This window comes from Sorangiineae bacterium MSr12523, assembly GCA_037157775.1.
Classification (GTDB): domain Bacteria; phylum Myxococcota_A; class Polyangia; order Polyangiales; family Polyangiaceae; genus Pendulispora; species Pendulispora brunnea.
The window spans coordinates 1,556,002-1,578,233 of sequence record CP089982.1 but is presented as its reverse complement, the minus strand read 5'-3'; the positions used below and the strand labels follow the sequence as shown (position 1 = coordinate 1,578,233).

At 64.9% G+C, this 22,232-nt stretch carries 12 protein-coding genes; 3 read left to right on the top strand and 9 right to left on the bottom strand.

Annotation, left to right across the window (positions count from 1 at the left end; genetic code table 11):
* Nucleotides 1–133: 133 nt before the first annotated feature.
* The gene (locus LZC95_06240; protein WXA96437.1) at nucleotides 134–1,495 is read left to right on the top strand and encodes a sigma 54-interacting transcriptional regulator; all 1,362 of its coding nucleotides are present in this window, start codon (nucleotides 134–136) and stop codon (nucleotides 1,493–1,495) included.
* On the opposite strand, the gene LZC95_06235 is transcribed toward LZC95_06240, so the two are convergent.
* A complete protein-coding gene (locus LZC95_06235) occupies nucleotides 1,473–2,387 on the bottom strand; it encodes a LysR family transcriptional regulator (protein WXA96436.1) in 915 nt (304 codons plus the stop codon). The two genes, LZC95_06240 and LZC95_06235, sit on opposite strands and share 23 nt — an antisense overlap.
* Before the next feature lie 257 nt (nucleotides 2,388–2,644).
* Between LZC95_06235 and LZC95_06230 the strand changes: the two genes are divergently transcribed.
* Nucleotides 2,645–4,483 carry a peptidase M14 gene (locus LZC95_06230; GenBank protein WXA96435.1) on the top strand — a complete coding sequence of 613 codons (1,839 nt, stop codon included), beginning with the start codon at nucleotides 2,645–2,647 and terminating at the stop codon, nucleotides 4,481–4,483.
* A 178-nt stretch (nucleotides 4,484–4,661) separates the two neighbouring features.
* Here the strand turns inward: LZC95_06230 and LZC95_06225 are convergent, their stop codons facing one another.
* Genes LZC95_06225 through LZC95_06215 form a run of 3 tightly spaced genes read right to left on the bottom strand, consistent with a single transcriptional unit; the run spans nucleotide 4,662 to nucleotide 7,335 of the window.
* Nucleotides 4,662–5,540: an AraC family transcriptional regulator gene (locus LZC95_06225; protein WXA96434.1), complete on the bottom strand. Its 879-nt coding sequence runs from the start codon at nucleotides 5,538–5,540 to the stop codon at nucleotides 4,662–4,664.
* Nucleotides 5,541–5,553: 13 nt separating this feature from the next.
* On the bottom strand, nucleotides 5,554–6,708 hold the full coding sequence (locus LZC95_06220; GenBank protein WXA96433.1) for a methylated-DNA--[protein]-cysteine S-methyltransferase: 1,155 nt from the start codon (nucleotides 6,706–6,708) through the stop codon (nucleotides 5,554–5,556).
* 57 nt (nucleotides 6,709–6,765) lie between these two features.
* Nucleotides 6,766–7,335, bottom strand: coding sequence for a carboxymuconolactone decarboxylase family protein (locus LZC95_06215; GenBank protein ID WXA96432.1), 570 nt, complete (start codon nucleotides 7,333–7,335; stop codon nucleotides 6,766–6,768).
* A 68-nt stretch (nucleotides 7,336–7,403) separates the two neighbouring features.
* Between LZC95_06215 and LZC95_06210 the strand changes: the two genes are divergently transcribed.
* Complete coding sequence (locus LZC95_06210; protein ID WXA96431.1) at nucleotides 7,404–7,853, top strand: DOMON domain-containing protein; 450 nt, start codon at nucleotides 7,404–7,406, stop codon at nucleotides 7,851–7,853.
* A gap of 150 nt (nucleotides 7,854–8,003) precedes the next feature.
* Here LZC95_06210 and LZC95_06205 read toward each other — a convergent pair whose 3' ends face one another.
* The 5 genes from LZC95_06205 to LZC95_06185 are packed head-to-tail and all read right to left on the bottom strand — an operon-like array spanning nucleotide 8,004 to nucleotide 22,231.
* A complete protein-coding gene (locus LZC95_06205; GenBank protein ID WXA96430.1) occupies nucleotides 8,004–9,029 on the bottom strand; it encodes a hypothetical protein in 1,026 nt (341 codons plus the stop codon).
* Nucleotides 9,026–9,964, bottom strand: a complete 939-nt coding sequence (locus LZC95_06200) for a DMT family transporter (protein ID WXA96429.1) — start codon at nucleotides 9,962–9,964, stop codon at nucleotides 9,026–9,028. The genes LZC95_06205 and LZC95_06200 overlap by 4 nt, the downstream gene beginning before the upstream one ends.
* Before the next feature lie 5 nt (nucleotides 9,965–9,969).
* Complete coding sequence (locus LZC95_06195) at nucleotides 9,970–11,322, bottom strand: aminotransferase class III-fold pyridoxal phosphate-dependent enzyme (protein ID WXA96428.1); 1,353 nt, start codon at nucleotides 11,320–11,322, stop codon at nucleotides 9,970–9,972.
* On the bottom strand, nucleotides 11,319–19,070 hold the full coding sequence (locus LZC95_06190) for an amino acid adenylation domain-containing protein (protein ID WXA96427.1): 7,752 nt from the start codon (nucleotides 19,068–19,070) through the stop codon (nucleotides 11,319–11,321). The genes LZC95_06195 and LZC95_06190 overlap by 4 nt, the downstream gene beginning before the upstream one ends.
* Nucleotides 19,067–22,231 (bottom strand): acyltransferase domain-containing protein, encoded by a 3,165-nt coding sequence (locus LZC95_06185; protein WXA96426.1) that lies wholly within the window; start codon nucleotides 22,229–22,231, stop codon nucleotides 19,067–19,069. The genes LZC95_06190 and LZC95_06185 overlap by 4 nt, the downstream gene beginning before the upstream one ends.
* Between the last annotated feature and the right edge of the window lies 1 nt (nucleotide 22,232).

Here is a 22,232-nt window from a genome sequence, read left to right as displayed (position 1 = left end):
ACGATGGATCCAGGCGGAGTGATGGATCCTTCGACGGCGAATACTCCATTCACGTCACATTTACTGGATACGAAAAAGCATTTTCGTCAAATGGGACTTGAGGCAGAGTGTACCTCGACGGAGTATTCGGCATATGACCCAATTTGCGCAAAACGGAACGTCGGCATTCGAAGATCGCACCGGGCGTGTGCCGGGTGTGCCCGAAGAGCCGGCACAAGACGCGCACGGACGAGCGGTCCGTCCCAAACCACCGCCCTCGTACGTCTTGCGCGTCATCAAAGGGCCCGACATGGGCAAAAGTCTGGTTCTCGATTGGAGTAGAACGGCGAAAGCCGTCGTGGGTCACGCGCCTTCGTGCGAATTGAGAATCACCGATGCGCGCGTCGCACGACGGCACCTATCCTTGAGCCCCGAGGAAAATTGCAACGCCCTGCGCCTGGTCGATGGCCGCTCGAGCGAGGGGACGCGGGTGGGTGGCATTCGCGTCGTCGAAGCCCTCTTGGAAGGCGGCGAGACCATCGAGCTCGGAGGAACCACGCTCCGACTCATGCGCGCGGGCGAACTGCAGGCGGGCGCGGTGGAGGGCGACCGTTTCGGTCGTGTGCTCGGGCAGAGCAATGCCATGCGCAAACTGTTTACGGCATGCGAGGCGCTCAGCGTGTCCATGCTGCCGGTCATTCTCGAAGGCGAAACGGGTACAGGCAAAGACGCGCTGGCGGAAGCCATTCACGATGCCTCGACGCGCGCGTGGGGCCCGCTCGTCTTTTTCGACTGTGCGGCGCACGACGAGACCACGGAGATCGAGGCGCTCTTCGGCAGTCCCCAGGGCGCGGGCGCACTCGAACGAGCCGTGGGCGGGACCTTGGTCATCGACGAGATTGGCCAATTGGGCGGCGAGGCGCAGCGCCGGCTGACGGCGAGCCTCGAACGCGGGGAGATCTGGCGCGCCGGGGAGAATGTGCCGGTGCGGGCCGACGTGCGCGTCATTGCGACGACGCGTTCCGATCTGGACCTCCTGGTGACCGCGCGCGCCTTCCGCGAGGAGCTACTCTTTCGCCTGGCCGGGGCACGCATTCAAGTGCCGCCGCTGCGCCAGCGCCACGGCGACGTGGAGCTGCTCGCGCGACACTTCTGGCGCACCTCCGGCGGGGAGGGCGAATTGCCGAAGCACTTCCTCATCCGGCTAGCGCGCCACGATTGGCCGGGCAACGTGCACGAGTTGGAGCACGCCATCTCGCGCGCAACGACCTTGGGCCAAGACGACAATCTCGAGTTTCATCTGGGAGAGCGCACCCGCCCCATCGATTTCATCGAGTACCTCATCACCCAAGGATTGCCCATGCGCCGCGCGCGCCAACTTCTCATTCGCGAATTCGAGAAGCGCTTCGTCGATCGCGCAGTGCGCGATCACAACGGCAACGTGAGCAGGGCGGCTATGGCCTCGGGAATGACCCGCCGCTATTTTCATATGATCATGGCAAAGGATAGGCGTTAGTCGTCGGGGTGGAGGCGCCATCGAGCACACCGAGGCGTTCGGGGACCTTCTCCACCAGAAAATCGATGTAGGCGCGTACTTTCGCGGCGCTGAACGGCGTCGGTGCATAGAGTGCATCGATGGCGATTTCATGCGCCGCGTAATTCTCGAGCACCCCCACGAGCTCCCCTTTCGCCAGCGAATCGATGAGGGCAAAGTGCGGCAGGTAGGCCAAGCCGAGCCCCCGAATTGCAGCCTCGCGAAGAACCGTCACGTTGTTGCAAACGATGTTGGTGCCCGATTCGACCTCGACGATGCTGCCGTCCACGCGAAACAGCCACCGCGGAACGACGGTGTGACGCAGAAGCGTGTGCCCTTCCAATTCGGCGGGCGTGCTGGGGATCCCACGGCGATCGAGGTACGCGGGGGCGGCGCAGACGATGGCGCGCTCGCGTGAAAGTCGGCGGCTTCGCAGATTGGAGGCCCACTCCCCGCCGATGCGGACGGCCACGTCGAAGCCTTCGGCGACGAGGTCGACGTAGCGGTCCTCCAGAATGAGCTCCACCCTCAATCCGGGGTGCCGGTCGATGAACTCGGGCAGCAAGGGCCCGAGGTGCATGGCCCCGAATGCCGTCGATGCGCTGACGCGCAGACTGCCCGCGGCCACGTTGTTCATCGTTTTGATGGAGCGCTCGGCGTTCTCCACGGCCCGCAAGATCTCGCGCGCCCGCTCGTAAAAGAGCCAGCCGGCCTCGGTGAGGGCAAAGTGACGCGTCGTTCGATGAACCAGGTGCACCTCGAGGTGCTCCTCCAATCGAGACAATCGCCGGCTCACCGTGGCGGGGCTGGTCGCAAGCTCCTGCGCCGCACGCGAAAACGAGCCCGTTTCCACGAGACGCACGAAAACGAACAAGGATACCAACTCGGACGCTGCTGCGGGTCCGGAAATCCGAGACGATAGCGGGGAATCGTCCGACGTCATCAGGCTGCACGCCCTCCCGCATTCGATGCTCGCTTTCGCGGCCCCGCCGTGACAATAACCTGACGCGCCAAAAAAGGGGCACGTGATGTGCCAGATGGAGCCACTGTACGCGGCTCAAGGGCTACACGCTTCGAAGCCAGGCCCTATAACGCCATGCTCGCAGTCCTTTTTTTCAAACCGAGCCAGCCATGCGTTTCAATCACCGCACATTCAAGAGCACCTTTTGCGTAGCCATCCTCACAGCGATTCCCGGCGTCCTCGGTGCATGCCAGCCGGCGCAAACCCCTTCGAGCGAGGTGCGCACCTCGGCCTCGCCGGCAGGTCGCCCGCAGGATCTCGTCGCCGAGGCCGAGCGCAGCGGCTTCCGGCGCACCGCACGGTACGAGGAGGTCGAGCGATTGTGCCCAGCCTTCGAGCGCGCCTATCCGCAACGTGCGCGCTGCGTCAGTTTTGGCACGACCCCAGAGGGTCGGCCCATGCTGGCCATCGTGGCCTCGTCCGACGGGGTGCTGACCCAGGAACAAGCGCGCGCGAAGCACCGCCCGGTGATCCTGTTCCAGGGCGGGATTCACGCGGGGGAGATCGACGGCAAAGACGGCGGCTTCTGGGCCCTGCGCGAGCTGCTCGAGGACAAGCTGGTGCCCGGGGCGCTGGCGAAGACCACCGCCGTATTCGTGCCCGTGCTCAACATCGATGGACACGAGCGCTTCGGGCCGAACCACAGGCCGAACCAACGCGGCCCCGAGGAGATGGGATTTCGCACGACGGCGCAGAATCTCAATTTGAACCGCGACTACCTCAAGGTGGAAGCGCCCGAGATGAAAGCGATTCTCGGATTCTTCGAGGCGTGGGATCCCGTGGTGTACGTCGATTTGCACACGACGGACGGAGCCAAGTTCGAGCAAGACGTGGCGGTTCTCGTGGAGCCGTCGGCGCCGTCGCCAGGCAATTTGCAGGTACCTGCCAATGCATTGGCCGATGCGATCCAAGCGCGTCTCACCGCAACGGGGCACCTTCCGGTGGCGTTTTATCCTTCGTTTCGTAAGTCGGATGACCCTTTGTCCGGCTTTTCGAAGGCACCCGCCCCGCCCCGCTTTTCGCAAGCGTATACGGCATTGCGGAACCGCATTGGCATCCTGGTGGAGACGCATAGCTGGCGTCCGAACGCCCAGCGCGTGCGCTCCGTTCATGATTTCCTATTGGGGCTGTTCGATCAGGCCCGCGCGGACGCGGCGGGGTGGCGCAAGGTCGCGGATGCGGCAGATGCCGCCGGGGCGCGGCTTGGCGGCACGCGCGTGGCATTGACGTACAAGCCGAGCGAGGCCTCGCATACCATCGAGTTTCGGGGGTATGCGTACCAGAAGAGGGCGTCGGAGATTTCCGGGGCCACATGGCTGTCGTACGACGAATCGAAGCCCGAGATCTGGCGGGTGCCCCTGTTCGACACGGCGGAGCCGGCGTTGACGGTGGATGCTCCGGCGGCCGGGTACGTGGTGCCGGCGGCGCATGCCGAATGGGTTGGGGCCAAGCTTCGCACGCACGGGCTGCAGTACCAGGTGATGACGGCGGCGCGGCCGCACTTTTCCGTGGGCGCATTTCGCGCGGAGGAGGTGACCCCCGGCAAGTCGTTCGAGGGGCACACGCCGGTGACGGTCAAGGGCTCGTGGAAAACGGAGGCGCAGGATCTTCCCAAGGGCTCTCTCTTCGTTCCCATTGCGCAGCCGCGCGCGCGGGTGTTGCTGCACTTGTTCGAGCCGCTTGCACCGGATTCGCTGGTGGCGTGGGGCTTCTTCAATGGTGCCTTCGAGCAAAAAGAGTACATGGAGGATTACGTCGCCGAGGAAGAAGCGCGCAAAATGATTGCGGCTAATCCATCGCTGAAGACGGAATTCGACGCGCGCCTGAAAGATCCGAAATTCGCGGCCGATCCAAAAGCACGCCTGGACTTCTTCTACCAGCGCCACCCCTCATGGGACGAGCGCATGAACCTGGTCCCGATCTACCGCGTAGCCACGTCGCCGATGTAAGCATTTGCGGAGGGAAAACCGCAGAAGAAGGAATCGCCAGGACGCCAGAGTCGCCAGGATCGCCAGCGGAAACAGCAATAAAACCAAATGAGGGTTTATTGTTGGTTCCCCTGGCGATCCTGGCGCTCTCTTTTGGCGTCCTGGCGGTTTCCTTCTTCCTATTCGCGAAATGTTTCTTCTATGCGCCGAGGCGGTCGCGGAGGATGGCGCGGTCGCCTTTGGCGGCGCGGCGGAAGGCGCGGGGGGAGACGCCGGCGGCGCGGTGGAAGGTGCGCACGAAGTTGGATAAATCGCCGAAGCCGACGCCATAAGCGATTTCGGTGATCGATTGACCATCGTCGGCGAGGAGGCGGGCGGCGCGGCGAAGGCGGGAGCGGACCAAATATTGGTGCGGTGTGACGCCGAGCACTTTGGAAAAGAGGCGCAGGAAGTGGAACGAGCTGAGGCCCGCTTCTTTGGCGGCGGCCTCCAAATCGATTTCTTGGTGCGAGTGGGCGTCCAGCCAGAGGGCGGCCTCGACGGCGCGGCGGCGATCGCGGGCCCAGGTGTCGGGCGGACCGAAAACGGGGCGCTTTTTCCCGGTGATGATTTCGACGAATCGGGTGGCCAGAAGCACCCCCGCTTCGTCGATGCCAATGTCGCTCGTGCCGTCGGCGGCGGCCTGCGCGAGCTCGCCGAGGACCATCAACTCGGGCAGCGGGGGAACGCGGCCGGTGCGCCAGATTTCGCTGCGGTCGCCTAGGGTGTCGACCAGCGCGGGGGCCAGTTTGAAGGAGAGGCACTCGTCGCCCCCGCCGGTGTGCTCGTGCGTGCACATGAACTCGTCGCCCTTGTTGCCAATGAGCAGCGAGCCCGCGACCAGCTCGAAGGACTGGCCCCGCGATTTGTAGCCAAAGCTTCCACGGCGCACGTAATTGACGGAGTAGCCCGTGTGCAACTCGACGAAGGGCGTGTCGCCCGGCGCGGCGTCGCACACGCAGTCCACCACCGACGCCATGGAAGGCGACGAACCGACCGAGGCTGACGAGGTCGACGAAAAAAGAACCTTGGCCTTCATCCCAGAAGGAAGTCTAGGGCCAGGTCGCCTCCAGGGCCCGCCATAAGTACCAACTTGCCACCGAGCGGTACGGTTTCCAGCGGGTTCCGTACTTTTCCAGGGCCTTGCGCTCGGGCATTTCACTCTTTCCGAACGCGAGCATGAAGCCTTTGCGGATGCCGTAGTCGTCCACGGGGAGGACGTCGGGCCGGCCGAGACGGAAGATGAGCAGCATTTCCACGGTCCACCGGCCAATGCCGCGGACCTCGGTGAGGCGCTCGATGATCGTCTCGTCGGTCATGCCTCGAACGTCGTCCAAGGTGGGAAGCTCGCCATCTTTTGCCCTTTGGGCGAGGTCGCGCAGGGCGAGAAGCTTGGCACGCGAGAGGCCGGCGCCGCGGAGTTTTTCGTCGGATGCGCGCAAGACGTGCTCGGGCGCGAAGCCTTCGGCCGCATGCGGGAAGAGGGCACGCACCCGCGCGAAGATGGTGGCCGCGGCCTTCGTGGTGAGCTGCTGGTACACGATGGATTCGGCCAGCGCGAGGAAGATGCTCGGCGTCTCGTCGACGCGCATGCGAAAAGGGCCCACCTTGTCGAAAAGGCGTCCGAGGCGTGCATCCTTGGCGCGCAAATGCGCAATGGCCTCGTCGGCGTCGAAGCTGCGCGCGCCTTCGTGCCGGGCGCCCTCGATCGTAAGCAGCTTCAATTTCGTGGTGATGCCACCGTTCGCCGAAAAGCCGCCCATCTTGCCGCCGGCCGCGAGGACGCGATGGCACGGGACCACGATGGGAAACGGGTTTCGCCCGAGGGCCTGCCCCACCGCACGCGCCGAGCCCGGCGAACCAAGCCGCGTGGCCACCTCGCCATACGAGAGCGTGGCCCCCGGTGCAATGGTGCGCGCGACCTCGTACACGCGCTGGTAAAACGGCGACACGCCGTTCATGTCCAGCGGGATGTCCGCGAGATCGGTCCGCTCGCCGCGAAGCAGCGCTACGATGGCTTCGACCGCGCGCTGCACCTCCGGAGACGGGGGCAATTCCTGCGCGCCCGGAAATCGCCGAAGCATGCGCGCCCGCGTGTCGGCCTCGCGTGCCTCGGGAAGCTGCACCGATGCGACACCGCGCTCCCCCCACGCGATGCCGCATCGACCAATGGCCGTCTCGAACAGTGCAAACCCATGTGCGGTCATTTACCGCTTCAAACTAGCACCTGAGCCGGCAGCCAAACTTGGAGAATCTTGCGATCGTCACTTACCTGCGGGGGGTGTCCACTTGAAGGGCTCGAAGGCAGGGTCGAGCTTCGGCTCCGTCAGGGCGATGGCATAGGTCGTGAGGGTGAACACGGAAACGCCCAACACGACGTCCAGTGCGTTCTGCTGGTTGAAGCCCGCGTCGTAGAACGCCGACACGGCGGTCTCGCCCGCGTGACCGCGCGTCTGCAGAACGCGGCGGGTGAACTCCGCCAAGGCCTGCAGCTTGGGGTTGCCAATACGCGTGCCATCGCGAAGCGCATTGATGAGGTCCTCCGGCGCATCCATGCGCTTGAGGATCGCGGTGTGCATGGGCACGCAATAGTGACAGCCGTTATGAACGGCGACCGCCATGATCACCACTTCGCGCTCGATGGGTGACAGGCTGCTCTTCTCGAAAATGGGGAGGTTGGACAGAAATGACTCCAGCACGACGGGCGAGCTGGCCATTTTGGCCATGGGGGTGGGAACGAATCCGAACTGCTCTTTGGCGCCCACCAGGAAGGGGCGTGACCCCTCGGGGGCTGTTTCTGCGGTGTGAACGACGAAGCCGGTTTGGATAGCCATCCTTCTCTCCCTCAGTATTTTTTGTTGCCTTGACAACAGATCTCGACGCCAAGATAACTAGTGGTGCGATGAAGTCAAACGGGAAGACGAAGAAAGCGACGGCTGCCGGTGTGACCTTCGAGTGGCAGATCCACGGCAACGTTCTCCAAGGTCGGATGACTGCGTCCACGTTGGGATGGGTCACCGTCGGTTTCAATCGTGTGCGCGATCTGCGCGGCACGCGCCTGGTCATGGGCTACGTCAAAGACGGCCGCACGGTGGTCGAAGAGCACCTCGCCGACCCCCCGAACCACCGCCCCATGACCGCCCTGGGCGGACGCAACGCCGTGCGCTCGAGCCATGGTACCGAGTCGGGGAGGACGACGAGCATCGACTTCGAGATCGATCTCGATAGCGGCGACAAGTTCAGCGTGCCGCTCGCGGAGGGCCAACGCTACTACGTGACGTTCGCTTGGAGCCACGAGGACGATTTGTATCACCACTCCGCCAACAGGACGGCGATTGAGCTCGTGCTCTGAGGGAAACGGCTAGAAGAAAACCGCCAGGACGCCAGAAAAGAATCGCCAGGATCGCAAGGTGAACCAACAATAAACCCTAATTTGGTTTATTATTGTGCCTACTGCTGGCGGCCCTGGCGTTGAACCCCTGGCGATCCTGGCGTTCTCTCCTCAGCTTGCGACCGAGAGATCACGCGTGGCCAGCAGTTGTTGCTGATGCGTGAAGTGTTCGCGCAGGGTAATCGGCGCGTAGCGGGGCGGGTTGCGGGCGTCGGTGCAGGTGGGGACGCATTGGAGTTTTACGTCGAGGGCGGGCTGGTGGAAGAAGACCAGCGATTGGCGGCGCTCGCGCAAGGGGGCGCCGGGGCCGCCTACGCGGTGGACGGTCGAGCGCCATCGGTTGTTGGTCCAGCGGGCCATGAGATCTCCACAGTTGACCACGAAGCTGCCCTCGGGGGGCACGGGCATGCGCCACTGGCCGTCGATCTGCACCTCAAGGCCACCGCGGGTGTTCGGCTGGTACACGAAGGTCATCGTGCCCGTGTCCGTGTGGGCTCCGCAGCGGGATTGGCCGGGCTGGGCCACTCCCGTGAACGGCGGCGAATGCGTGGCCATCATGACACTGAAATGCCGCTCGAAGTACTCGTCGAAATACCAATCCGACAACCCGAGAGAGGCCGCCGCGAGGCGCATGACCCGCGCGCCCACCTGCTCCATCAATCGGTAATATTCGGTCCACGTTTCGCGAACCTCGGGCAACGAGGCCGGCCACTGGTTCGGGCCCACCTTTTGGCGGACTTCGTCGCAATTGGAAATCACCGCGCGGAAACGCTCGCGCAGATCGGCCGGGGTGTCGTTTTTGGCCCCGTACACGCGCGAGGCGGCGTCGGCCGCGAATGGTACCCAGCCGCAGAATTGCCCTTCCGCGACGCGCGAGGAGATCTCGGCCTTCTCCGTGAGCGGCAGGTCGAACAATCCGCGGGTGACGTCGAGCACGCGCTGAAAGAGGCCGGCGGGCAGCCCGTGGCCGGTGATGACGCCAAAACCGATTTCGCGCATGCCCTGGTCGAAGGCGGCGGCCATGCGCGCGCGCTCCTCCCCTTCCGCCGCCTCGAACTTCGCCAGGTCTACGACCGCGAGGTCCAATGCGATGGTTCCAGCACTGCGCTCTTCATTCAAGACTTCGACCGATTTCATGAATTAGGCTCCTCGAAAGTGGAAACGAATGTTTCTTCGAATACCTTTTGCGGTTTCTTGGGACTCCTTCCCTGAAGGAGCGCCACCCCCGCAAAAATCGCACAGACGCCCGCGAGCATCGGCAAGGTGACCGTCTCGTCGGCAATGATGACTCCACCCGCCGACGCCACGATGGGCACGACGTAATCGATGGCCGCCGCATCCGTCGCACCGAACGTGCGCAACACGTGGAAGCGCGACGAGAACGCCAGGAACGTGCCGACGATGCCACCGAATAGAACACTGAACCAGGCCATGGCCGGATCGTGCACGCGCTCCAGATCCAGCCCCGTGACGACGAAGGGGGCGAGCACCGCGGTGGCCGCGAGGATCTGGATGCGCACGACGTCGGAAAGCGCATAGTTGCGCAGATACTTCCGCGTTAGCACCAGCGACGCGTGGCTCGCCGCGAGGGCGAGCGCCAAGAGGCCATATCCAAGTAGATTGCCCTGCCCGGACGATGTGCCCAATCCCGTTTCACGTTGCAGCGCGAGGCTGGCGGCGCCGGCCACCGCCACCGCAATGCCCAGCGCTTTTCGCACGTTCAATTTCTCGTCCGGTAACGCGATATGGGCAAAGACCACCGCGAACGCCGGACCGCACGTGGCAATGATGGCGGCCACACCGCTCGACACCATCTGCAGCGCGGAGACGATGCTCAACATCGGCAGCGCCGTGCCGGTGATGCCCAAACAAAGCGCAGGAATCCAAAGGCGCGCATCGCGCGGCGGAACGCGCCTTCGCACCAAGGACAGGACGGCGAACGCACCGAGGGCGACGAGAAGCCGCAACCCGGTGTAGACCAACGGCGAGAAAGCCGCCAGCCCGAGCCGCGATACGGTCAAACCGGTGCCGAAGCAAACCGCCGATGCGATGATCCAAAAGGAGCGGTGCATGGGTGTCAGACGAGGTATCCGCCCTTGCGCATGGTCAAAAGGCTGTCCTTCACCGCGTCCTCGAAGGATGCGAGATCCGCATCGGAATGGGCCGGCGACAAGAAGAAGACCATTCCTTCCCAGGTGAAGATGCCGCGCATGTGCAAATGCTGAATGAGCAACGTGGCGTGCGGAGGCATGACGAATTTGAACATCGAGCCATAGCGCGCGATGCGAATCGGGAATCCCTCCGTCTCCAGCCATGCGCCAAGGCCGTCGGTGAGGGCCGCGGCCCGGCGGTTCAAGCCCTCTTGCAAGGCGGGGCCCTCGGCCGTGAGGCGCTCGACCATGGCTTTGGTGGTGGCCATGGTCAGCGGGTTCTTGTTGAAGGTGCCGGCGAACCAGATCTTGTCGACCTTGGGGTATTCGTCGCCGTCGAATTGCCAAGGCCCGCCGTCGATGAGGTTCATGTATTCCGGCTTGCCGGCGATGATGCCGATGGGCATGCCCCCGCCAATGACCTTGCCGTAGGTGGCGAGGTCCGCGCGAATATCGAAATAAGCCTGGCTGCCGCCCTGATGGACGCGGAAGCCCAGGAGCACGTCATCGAAGACCAGGACGATTCCGCGGCGCGCGGTGATGGCGCGCAGCTCGTGCAAAAATGCAGCAGGCTGCAGCTCGGGGTGGCGTGCTTGCACGGGCTCGACGAGCACCGCGGCAATTTCGTCGGCGCGCTGCTCGATGGTTTCGAGGCTCTTGGGGTCCCCATATTTGAGAACGATGGAGTCGGCCAGGTGATTCGGGGCGATGCCCAAGGTGAAGTCGATGGCGCTCACCACGTCGTCGTGCGAGCCGTGGTAGGAGTCCGCGAAGACCACGATTTTGGACCGGCCGGTGGCGGCGCGGGCCAGGCGGGTGGCGGTCATCACGGCCTCGGTGCCCGTGTTGGAGAAGGCCACGCGCTCGTCGCCGGTCAGGTTGGAAATGGCGGCGGCGACCTCCGCGGCCGTCTCCGATTGGAAGCCCATGGGGGTTCCCTGCGCCACGCGCTCGGTGATGGCATCGACGAGAAACTTGGGCCGGTGCCCGAAGAGATGAACGCCGAATCCAAATGCGAAATCCGTATAGCGATTTCCGTCGAGGTCCCACACGTACGCCCCCTCACAGCGCACACCCACGAGGGGGTATCGCAGACGCTTCGTGGCCAGCCAGAAATCGCGAACGACGGGCGGCAAGCGCGAGGAAAAGCCGCTCGAAGACCGCGGATCGGCGAGCTTGGGCCAACCTTGCTCGCGGCGCTCGCGCGAGGCGCGGCTCTTGGAAACGTAGGCGTCGACGAACTGGTTCAGGTATTTTTTCTGGGCGTCGCTAAGGCTCATTGGATTTCCTTCTGAAGCTCGGTCGCAATGGTGTGGATGAAGGGCGCGCGGACGATGCCGTAATGGTCGCAGGCGAGGTCGACGACCCGTCCGCCCTGCGCCATCTGGAGCCACTCCCGCGCAACCTCGGCGCGGGCACCGCCGCGGTCCGTTCCTCGGAAAAAGAGGATTGGGCCATCGTAGTGCTTCGATTGATAGGCGAGAAGAGCTCTCGAGTTTCGTTTGAAAAGTGAGAAGAGAGCCGAAGTTTCGTCACCCGCGGCGAGGGCGGCGAGATCGGTTTCGAACCAGGTCCGGAGGGCGCTGTCGTCGACGACGCGAGGGTTCCCATCGCACGAAGGGGATTCGGTGATGTCGAGAATCGCGAGGAGCTCGATGGATTCGCCCGCGGCTCGGAGTTGTTGGGCCATTTCGAAGGCGAGAACGCCACCCATCGACCAACCGCCGAGGCGGTACGGGCCATGCGGCTGCACCCGGCGGATCTCGGCAATGTAGTGCCCGGCCATTTCCTCCAGGGTCTCGCCTTGCTCGGCGAGCGCCTGGAGTCCGTAGAACGGTTGCTCCGTTCCAAGGAGGCGGGCAAGCTCGGCATAGCAGAGGACATTGCCGCCCACGGGGTGCATGAAGAAAAACGGCGTGCCCGTGCCCCGCGGTTGAATGGCCACCAAGGCACGGCGATGGGCGCCCGTCTCGATGGATTGGGCGAGCTGTTCGACGGTGGGGTGCTCGAACAAGGTGGAAAGCGGAAGTTCGATGTCGAAGCGCTGGTGAATGCGGCTCATGAGACGAACGGCCGTCACCGAGCTTCCCCCCAAGTCGAAAAAGCTTTGGCGAATGCCAATTTCGTCGGCGGCGAGAAGTTGCCGCCAGATATCCACCAACGCCGTTTCGGTCTCCGTCCGCGGTGCCACCGGCGCATCCTTGTCGCTGGCAGCGTGCGAGGCCATTTGCACGAGCGCGCTGCGGTCGACTTTGCCGTTCGCGCTGAGCGGAAGACTCGGGACGAGGGTGATGGCCTGCGGGACGGCGTATTCGGAAATTTTCCCCAGGAGCCATGCGCGCAAGTCGTCGCCCGAGACCGCGGCATCGTCGGATTGTGCAAAGGCGACGAGGCGCTTGTTGTTGCCGCGGGCCTCACCGATGGCGGTGGCTGCAACGGCCCGCACGGCGGGATGTTGCGCGAGGGCCGCTTCGATTTCACCGAGCTCGATGCGGTATCCCTGAATCTTGACCTGGCCGTCCTCGCGACCGAGAAACTCGATATGGCCGTCGGGCCAATAGCGACCCAAATCGCCCGTGCGGTAAAGGCGTTCCCCCGAGATGGGGTGGCGGATGAAGCTTCGCCGGGTTTTCACTTCGTCGCGCCAATAGCCGCGGGCAACCCCTTCGCCACCGATGTAGAGCTGGCCCGGCACCCACGTGGGGCACGGCTGCATGGCATCGTTGAGGACGTACATGCGCTGATTGCGCAGCGGCTTGCCGTACGGCACGCTGGTCCAGCCGGGCTTCGTCTCGGTAATTGGATAATAGATGGACCAGATGGCCGCCTCGGTGGCGCCGCCCAGGCTGTAGACATCCGAATCCGGGAGCCATTCGCGGATGCGGTCCGGAAGGGTGACGGGGATCCAATCGCCGCTCATCATGATGGTGCGAAGCGGCAACGGCTCATTGCGGGATGCTCCGTGCCCCACGAGCATTTCCATGAGTGCGGGGACGGTGTTCCAGATGGTGACGCCGTGCTGCACGACGAGGCTCGTCCAATGGGCGGGCTCGCGAAGCTCGCGCGGATCGGGGAGGACGATGGCGCCTCCCACGGCGAGAAGACCGAAGATGTCGTAGACGGAAAGATCGAAATTGAGCGCCGAGAGCGATAGGACGCGATCGGACGCGGTCACGTGAAAGCGCTCGTTCAAGTCGACGATGGTGTTGAGCGCGGCGCGGTGCTCGATCATGACGCCCTTGGGAACGCCGGTGGATCCCGAGGTGTAGATGACGTACGCGAGATCGGTCGGGCGCTGGACGGCGGCGAGCGCGCGGCCGTCGTCTTGCGTGGGCGCGGCCTGCAGCTCGGGATCGACGGAGCGGGTGGCGATGCCGTCGACGGGTACGGGCTCGAGCCACGATTGCGTCAAAAGGAGATTCACTTGCGCGTCCACGAGCAGAGTGCGCACGCGATCCTCGGGAAGGCGGGCATCGATGGGGACGTAGGCCGCGCCGGCCTTGAGCACGGCGAGCACGGCCACGACTTGCTCCCAGCCTTTTTCCATGCGCACGGCCACGAGCTGGTTGGGGCGTGCACCGTTTCGACGCAGCCAATGCGCGAGGCGGTTCGAGAGGCGGTCTACGTCGCCGTAGCTCAGAGTGCGGGTGGCCGTGGCGATGGCGATGCGCGCGGGGTCTTCCGCGGCGCGGCGGCAGAAGGCGTCGTGGAGCAAGCCTTCGGGAACAGGGGCCGCTGTGTCATTGGCCTTGCGCCGCGTTTCCAGGTCTTCGTCCGGCGTCAGGAGACGCGCGGATTCCCATGCCTGCGGATCGTCGGCGAGGCGAACGAGGAGGTCGCGGTATGCCGCGAACATCGCGGGAATCATGCCCTCGGGCATGAGCTCCTCGACCACGTCCCAGTTGACGATGAGCTCACCGCCGTCTTGAACGACTTGATGGTCGAGCCAAACCTGCGGGGTGCGGATCGAGCTGCCGATCTCGCGCGCCGAGGTGCCCATGGCCGAAAGGTGCTGCCCGAGTCCGAGCGGTACCGGCTCGTCGTCCGAACGGAAGTTGATCGTGCTGGCGAAGACCACGGGCATGCCGGCGCGGGCGCGGTTTCCGTGGAGCCGATTGAACTCGCGCAAGACGCGGACACCGCTCATGTCCGAGTGTTCGAGATCGCTCCAGAGCTGGCGCTGGAGTTTGCGCGCGCGGCTGGTGAAGCTTTCACGTGGATCGCCGTCGACCTCGAGGAGCGAGGTGGCGCTGAAGTTGCCAACGAGTTGGCTAACCTGCGGGTGCAGCGGGCGTCGGTTGAAGAAGAGAACATTGAGCGTGAAGTGGCTCGACTTGCTCCAAGCGGCGAGCACCTCGGCGTATGCCGTGCAAATGGCCGCCGAGGTGGTGACCCCGAGGCGCTTCGCGTGTTCTTGCAGGCGTTGCCATCGTTCGGCGCCGAGGCGCGTGCTGCGGTGGACGAAGCGGCCTTTTTTGACGAGCGACGGTGATTTGGCGAGGGGCAGCTCCGGAGGAGGAGGCAGGGTCGGGAGGCGCTCCATCCAATAGGCGCGCGAGCTGCGGTAGGAATCGGTATCCTCGAGGCGCTCGAGACCGCGCACGTAGTCGCGAAATGTGATTTCCAGTTTGGGCAGGGACGCGCCGCCGCCTCGGTAAATGGTGGCCCACTCGCGCAAGAGCAGGGAGGTGCTCCAGGCATCGACGATGAGCGCGTCGAAGCCAAGATGGACGCGGGTCACCCCCTTGTCGAGCAAGGTGGCGCGCACGTCGAAGAGCGGAAAGCGCTCGGCGGGGAGGACCTGCTCGGACATCTGGACGCGGGTGGCGAGCAGCGCGGCCTCGACGTCGGCCGGTTCGCGGCCGCGCAGATCCAGTGTGTCGATGACGTAGTCGGGGACCTCGGCGAGGACCCGTTGTTCGCCGTCGGGCGATACGACGGCGCGAAGCATGTCATGGCGGCGGATGACTTCGCGGAAGCTGGACTCGAAGCGCGGGAGGTCGAGATCGGTGACGTCGACCTCGAGGAAGAAGTAGGTCGAGGTGTCGCCCAGCTCGAATAGGCCGCTGCGGCCGAGGAGGTAGGCTTGTTGAAGATCGGTGAGGCCGAAGGGAGCATGGCGTCCGGCGGCGTCGTGGGTAATCTGGCTCTCGTCGCTCGGCTTTCCCTGCCCTCGCGACGTGACCCGTTCGATGATGGTCTCGAGCGACGCACCGTCGGCCACCAAGGTCATGGGCAACGTCACGCCGAAGTCGCGTTTCGTCGTATTGGCCAATTCGACGGTCATCAACGAGTCGAACCCCAATGTGTGCAATGGCACTTTGGGATCGATGTCCGCGATATCCATTCGAAGGATCGCGGCCACGCGTTCGACGATCGTCTGCGGTGCATTCTGTCCGGATGGACGGGGGTTCGGATGTGGTGGCGTGGAAGCTGAGCTTCGAATCGCCTCGGCAACCGCATGGCGGCTCGCCAACCGAAGATGCGCCCCCTCCAGACGCGCAAACACGCTCCCGCGCGCATCGGCGAGCGTCACATCGGCCACCAACGAGCGGCCATCGCCCTTCGACTCGCGCAACTTCGCATGGCAGAGCGTCTCCCCGCCGGGGTAGGCCGCGAAGAATGCGCGGTCGATGCTGACGAGCATGTACGTCGCTTCGCGCGACTGCTCTTTCCCGAAACAGGCAAACAGAAGCTGCAGCGCTGCATCGACCAACCCCGGGTGAAGCAGATAAGGCTGCGCCTCCCCTGCCCTGGGCGCGCGCATCCGAGCGAGGGCTTCTCCGTCGGTCCGCCACGCATGCTCGATCCACCGCGCCGACGGCCCGAGATGCAATCGGCGCTGCGCCATCAGGTAATAAAAGGTCGCCGCGTCGATTTCCTCGCGAAGGCGGACCTGGAGTTCGTCGATGGGGAGAGTCCCCTCGATGGGCGACGCCATGGACTCCATGCGAGCCTGCACGTGCAAGGTCCATCGATCGGCCTGACTGAAGTACTCGAATCGATGCCCGTCACCCTCGGGGTGCAGAACGACATGGACCGGGCGCTCCTCGTCATCGCCCAGCACGAAGGGGCTGACCACCACCAAATCGCGAATCACACTCGTCTTGCCGGCGGATTGACGGGCGGCCTCGATGTAGACGCCAATGTTGACGACCTTCAAATCGTCGAGAATGCAATCCCCCAAACAGGGGTGCGCTGCAATGGAATACGTATTTTGAAATTGGATCCCCTCGAACGGCGATGCGATTTTCTCTCCGAGCAGAGAAGACGACTTTTTCGGCGTCGCCGGGGTGGCCCTTTCCTTGGCCGAAAACCAAAAGCGCTTACGTTGGAAGGGGTACGTCGGGAGTGCGACCCGCTCGCGCTCGTAATCGCGATCGAATCCGTCCCAATCGATGTCGGCCCCCGCTTGGTACAGCCCCGCGACCGATGGAAGCAGTGTCTGCCAGTCCGAGCGTCCCTTGCGCAGCGACGGCAAGAACTGGGCGCCCTCCGAGGAGGGTACGCTCGCCTTGGCCATGGCCAGCAGCACCGGTGCCGGTCCAATTTCGACGAAGGTGTCGACGCCTTGGGCAGCCAAATGCTGCACGCCGGCCAGAAAGTCGACCGGCTGGCGCGCGTGGTCGGCGAAGTATTGCCCGGTCATCGGCAGCATCGCGCTGAGTGGCTGCCCGGTTAGGTTCGAAATCACCGGGATCTGCGGCCGCTCGAACTCGATCTCCGATGCAGCCGCGGCGAGGGCGTCCACCACCGCGTCCATGTGCGGCGAGTGAAAGGCATGGGACACCGTGAGGCGCTTGCACTTGATGCCCTCCGCGCCGAACTGGGCCATCAATGCCTCGACCCGAGCCTCGTCTCCGGAGATCACGATGCTCTCGGCGCCGTTGATCGCGGCCAGCGAGACCTCGTGCGCGTGCGGGCGCAGCGCCGCCTCCACCTGCGCGCGGGTAGCGGCCACCGAGGCCATGGCCCCGCGCAACGTCACCCGCTGCATCATGGCCGCGCGGGTGGCAATCAGCTTGAGCCCATCTTCCAGCGAAAAGATCCCCGCGATGCAGGCCGCGACGTACTCGCCGACGCTGTGTCCGAGCAGCGCAGCGGGCTGCACGCCCCACGACATCCAGAGCTTGGCCAGTGCATACTCGACGGCGAAAAGGGCCGGCTGCGTGTATTGCGTCTCGTCGATCCACGCGTCGGAGTCCCCAAAGAGGACGTCCTTCAGCCGCCGGTCCATGTGCGGCACCAAGAATGCGTCGCACTCGTCGATGATGCTGCGGAACATCGGGTGCGCCGCATGGAGGCCGCGCGCCATCCCGGCGTACTGGGCCCCCTGCCCGGTGAAGAGAAACGCCACCCGCGGCCGCCCGCGCGATGGCGTCCTGGTACAGTGTCCGCTTTGCGCGAACCCATCCAGTTCGGCGATGGCCGACGCGTGATCGCTCGCCACCACGGCAAATCGGTGGGCGAAGTGCGCTCGCCCGGCGTTGCGCGTAAAGGCGATGTTCGCCAGCGGTACGTGCGGATGGCGCGCCAAATAATCGCGCAGATCGGCCACGGCTTCGATCAACGAGCCTTCGTTCTTGGCCGACACCGTCAGAACATGAAGCGGCCGCTCCGCGTTCGCGGATGACCGTGTCCACGGCCGCGGCCCTTCCTCCACCACCATGTGGACATTCGTTCCGCTCGCACCGAAGGAGCTCAAACCGGCGATGCGCGCCTCCGTTCCGCGCGGCCACGGGACGGTCTCCGTGGGAATGCGCACGCCGAGCTCGTCGACATCGATGTTCGGATTGAGCTCGTCCGCGTGGATCTGCGGAGGAATGGCCCCGTGCTCCAGGGTCAATGCCACCTTCAGCAACCCCGTAACCCCCGCCGCGGGCTCGAGATGGCCCACGTTCGCTTTGATCGCACCGACCGTGAGCCGGCGATCGCGCGCCCTCCCGTCGCTCAGCACCGCGCTGAGCGCGCGCAGCTCGATGGGGTCGCCCAGCGGCGTGCCCGTACCGTGCGCCTCGACGTAGCCGATTGCGGAAGGTGCCACGCGCGCTCGCTTCAAGGCCTCGCGAATCACCGCCTGCTGCGCGGCGGGATTCGGCACGGTGATCCCGCCGCTCTGGCCGTCCTGATTCATCGCCGAACCGCGAATGACGCCGTAGATGTGATCGCGGTGCGCAATCGCATCCGAGAGTCGCTTCAGCACGACCGCGGCTCCACCCTCGGCGCGTGCGTATCCATCGGCGTCGCGCGAGAAGGTCTTGCAGCGCCCGTCGGGCGAAAGCATGCGCGCACGGGAAAGCACCACGAACCACTCGGGCGCGAGCAGCGCATTCACCCCGCCGGCAATGGCCGTTGCACATTCACCGGAGCGCAAACTTTGACAGGCCAAGTGCACGGCCACCAGCGACGACGAACACGCCGTGTCCACCGAGAGGCTCGGCCCGCGCAAATTCAGCCAATAGGAAAGACGCCCCGCGGCGAACGTCGAGGCATTGCTGGTGAGGCAATAGGCATCGAGCTCGGACGGATCCGTCTTTTGCATCATGACTTGGCAATAGTCGTAGTTCGTAATCCCCACGAACACGCCGGTCGCCGTCTCCGCCAACTCGTCCGGCGACTGCCCCGCGTTCTCCAGGGCCTCCCAGCTCATTTCGAGAAAGAGCCGCTGCTGGGGGTCGAGCGATACGGCCTCGCGCGGAGAAATGCCGAAAAACTGCGCGTCGAAGGCATCGAGATCCGGCACGAATCCGCCTGCGCGCGTGCACGACTCTTGAAACTCGGCCGCGCTCCAGCGGCCTTCCGGTACGTGTCCGATGGCATCCCCGCCGGATACCAACAATTGCCACAAGCCATCGGGATCGGAAATGCCGCCGGGCAAGCGACAGGCCATGCCCACGATGGCAATCGGTTCGTTTTGGGCCGCTTCGAGGACGGCCACGCGGGATCGGTATTCGCGAATTTCGCGCAGGGCCCGAGAGAGGACGCTCTTCGGGTCTTGGTTCGGACGCGTGTCGACGGCGCTGGTCATGTCGATGAAATCTCCGAAGTCTCCAAGTGGGGCGATAGCTCGCCGGCGAGCAAAGCGAGGAGCTCCTCCTCCGAGGGCTCCACAGGCTCCGATGGTTCCGTTCGTCGGGATGGGGCGGCCGGACCCAGAATGCGAAGTTCGAGATGACGCGCCAACGCGGCCACCCGCGGATTCTCGATGATGGTCGTCACGGGCACCTTTTCGCCCAGCTCCGCGGAGAGACGCGCGGCGACCTGCGCGGCCATGCGGGAGTCCATTCCAATCTGGAAGAAGCCGTCGCGCCGGTCGAGCCGATCGGCGTGCATTCCGAGTACACCGGCCACGCAATCGCAAGTGAGTTGCTCGATGCGGGCTGCGGCCTCGGCACGTCCGAGTGCGCTCAGCTCCTGACGGAAACTGCGACGTACGGGCTCCGCCGGCGTCTCTTTCGCGGCAGATGCGGTAGGTGCGTCGACCGCGATGGGCTGGGCGACACGCGGGGCCTGCCGATACCAGAATCGCTCCCGGTCGAAGGGATAGAGCGGCAAAGCGACGTGCTCCGCCTGGCCGAAGAGCGCTTCGAAATCGACCGCGACGCCACGCGCATGCACCGCGCCCAGTGAAGCGAGAAAGACGCCCACTTCGTTCTCGTCGCGGCTCATCGACGCCAAGGGAAGCGCGCGCTCGGGGCTCGAGAACGTCTGCTCGATGGCCGTGAGTAGAATGGGGTGCGGACTCAGTTCGATGAAGATGCGATCCTCGTCGTCGGCGAGCGCCTGCACCGCCTCGGTGAACAGCACCGGATCGCGCAGATTCTTGACCCAGTACGACGGCCCGCACTCCGGGCCTTTGGCCTCGGCCCCGAGGACCGTGGAAAGGAGCGGCACCTCGGCCTCTCGGGGGGCGATGTCCGAGAGCGCGCGCAACAGATCCTCGCGCAACGGATCCATGTAGCGGCTGTGCGACGCCACATCGACCTTCACCGCGCGGCAGAACACGTTGCGGCCGCGCAGCTCGCCCAAAAGGTACTCCAGCGCCTCGGGCTCGCCCGAGAGCACCGTGGAATGCGGGCTGTTGCTCGCCGCCACCTCGATGCGATGACCATAGGGCACCAAGAGCGTGCGCGCCTCGGCCGCCGAGAGCGCGACCAGGGCCATGGCCCCGCGCCCCGCCACCTTTCGCAAAAGCGCGCTTCGACGGCAGATGATCGCGGCCGCGTGTTCCAGCTGCAAAATGCCTGCAACGTGCGCCGCGGCCACCTCGCCCATGCTGTGGCCCACCACGGCGTCGGGCTCGACGCCGAAGGAGCGCCACGCCGCTGCGAGCGAGACCTGCAACGCGAACAAGATGGGCTGGATGACGTGCACGCCCTCCAGGCACGCCGAGCCGTCACCCTCGAAGAGGCGCTCGGTGACCGACCATCCCGTCTCGACGCGAATGGCGCGATCGCACTCCTCGAGCTTCGCGCGGAAGGCTTTGGAAAAGGCGAACAGCCCCCGCGCCATGCCCGGCCATTGCGAGCCCTGCCCGGGGAAGACGAAGACGACGCTCTTTCCTTCCGCGCGCGCCACCCCCGCGGCCGCGAGCGCCCGCAGCTTGAATGCCGCCTCCGCCCTCGTGGATGCAACCACACTCGCGCGCCTCGGGTGGTGCGTCCGGCGCAGGCCCGCCGACGCGCACAAAGCGCGCAGCGACACCGTGTTCTCCTCCGGTCCATCGAGCACGTCGGCATACCGCTCGGCCAGCCCGATGAGCGCGCGCTCGGTTCGGGCGGAGAGCACCAAAAGGCGGGGCTCCTCCGCCGCAGACTCGGTGCGAGGCTCTGATTGGACCGACGGTCCACCCAAAATGACGTGCGCGTTCGTTCCCCCCGCCCCGAACGAGCTCACCGCTGCGTAACGGTCCTCGATGGCGACATCCCACGGCGTGCGCGCCGTCGGTACGAAAAAACGCGTCCCATCGAGCCCAATGTGCTCGTTCAATTGCTCGAAGTGCAGGTTCCGCGGGATCGCCCCATGATGAATCGCGAGCGCCGCCTTGATGAGACCCGCAATGCCCGCCCCCGCCTCCAGGTGCCCGATGTTCGTCTTCAAGGACCCCAGCGCACACGGGCGCGCGCCGGAAGTGCCGTATTCTTCCTTGAGCGCCTCGACCTCGATGGGATCGCCCAGCTCGGTGCCCGTGCCGTGGGCCTCGATCAAGCCGATTCGGTCGGGCGAAATGCGCGCGCCGGCGAGCGCCCGCTGAATGACCGCGCGCTGGGCATCACCATTCGGCGCGGTCAGCCCGTTGCTCAGGCCATCCTGGTTCACCGCCCATCCCTTCACGACCGCCCAAATGCGATCGCCGGCGCGGGTTGCATCGGAGAGCCGCTTCAGGATGACGCAGCCAACGCCTTCGCCGCGCACGTAACCATCCGCACGGGCATCGAAGGTCTTGCAGCGACCGTCGGCCGCCAAGGGAAGGCCTTTGGAGTGGGCAGTGCTCACCTGGGGCGAGAGCACCATGTTCATGCCCGCCACGATGGCGGTATCGCATTCGCGTGCGCGCAGGCTCTGGGCGGCCAAGGCCACGGCCACGAGGGACGAGGAGCACGCCGTGTCCACCGTCATGCTCGGTCCGCGAAGATCGAGGCAGTACGAAAGCCGATTGGCAATGATGCAATTGCTCGCGCCGATCACCGTGTACGTGTCGATTCCCGCCGACTCCGAAAGCTGCAATTGCCAATAATCCGTCGAATTGGCCCCTACGAAGACGCCGGTGGCGCTGCCTGCGAGCTTTTCCGCGGTGAGGCCGGCATCCTCGATGGCATGCCATGCCACCTCGAGCAACAGGCGCTGCTGCGGGTCCATGCGCGCGGCCTCGCGCGGCGATATGCCGAAAAACGCGGCATCGAATAGATCCGGCGACTCGAGAAAAGCGCCATATCGCATGGCGCACTCGCTCGGCTCCCACCGCGCGTGCGGGACCTCCGTGATCGCGTCGACGCCGTTTTCCAGCAGGCTCCAAAATGCACCCGGAGAGTCGGCCCCGCCGGGGTAGCGACAGCCCATGCCCACGATGGCCATCGGCTCGTGCTTCGCCTGTTCGTACGCTTCGAGCTTCGCCCGCAATTCGCGGATGGCCATCAAACTATGACGCAGGAGCGACGCCGTTTCGTCGCTTCCGCCAGGAGGACTCACT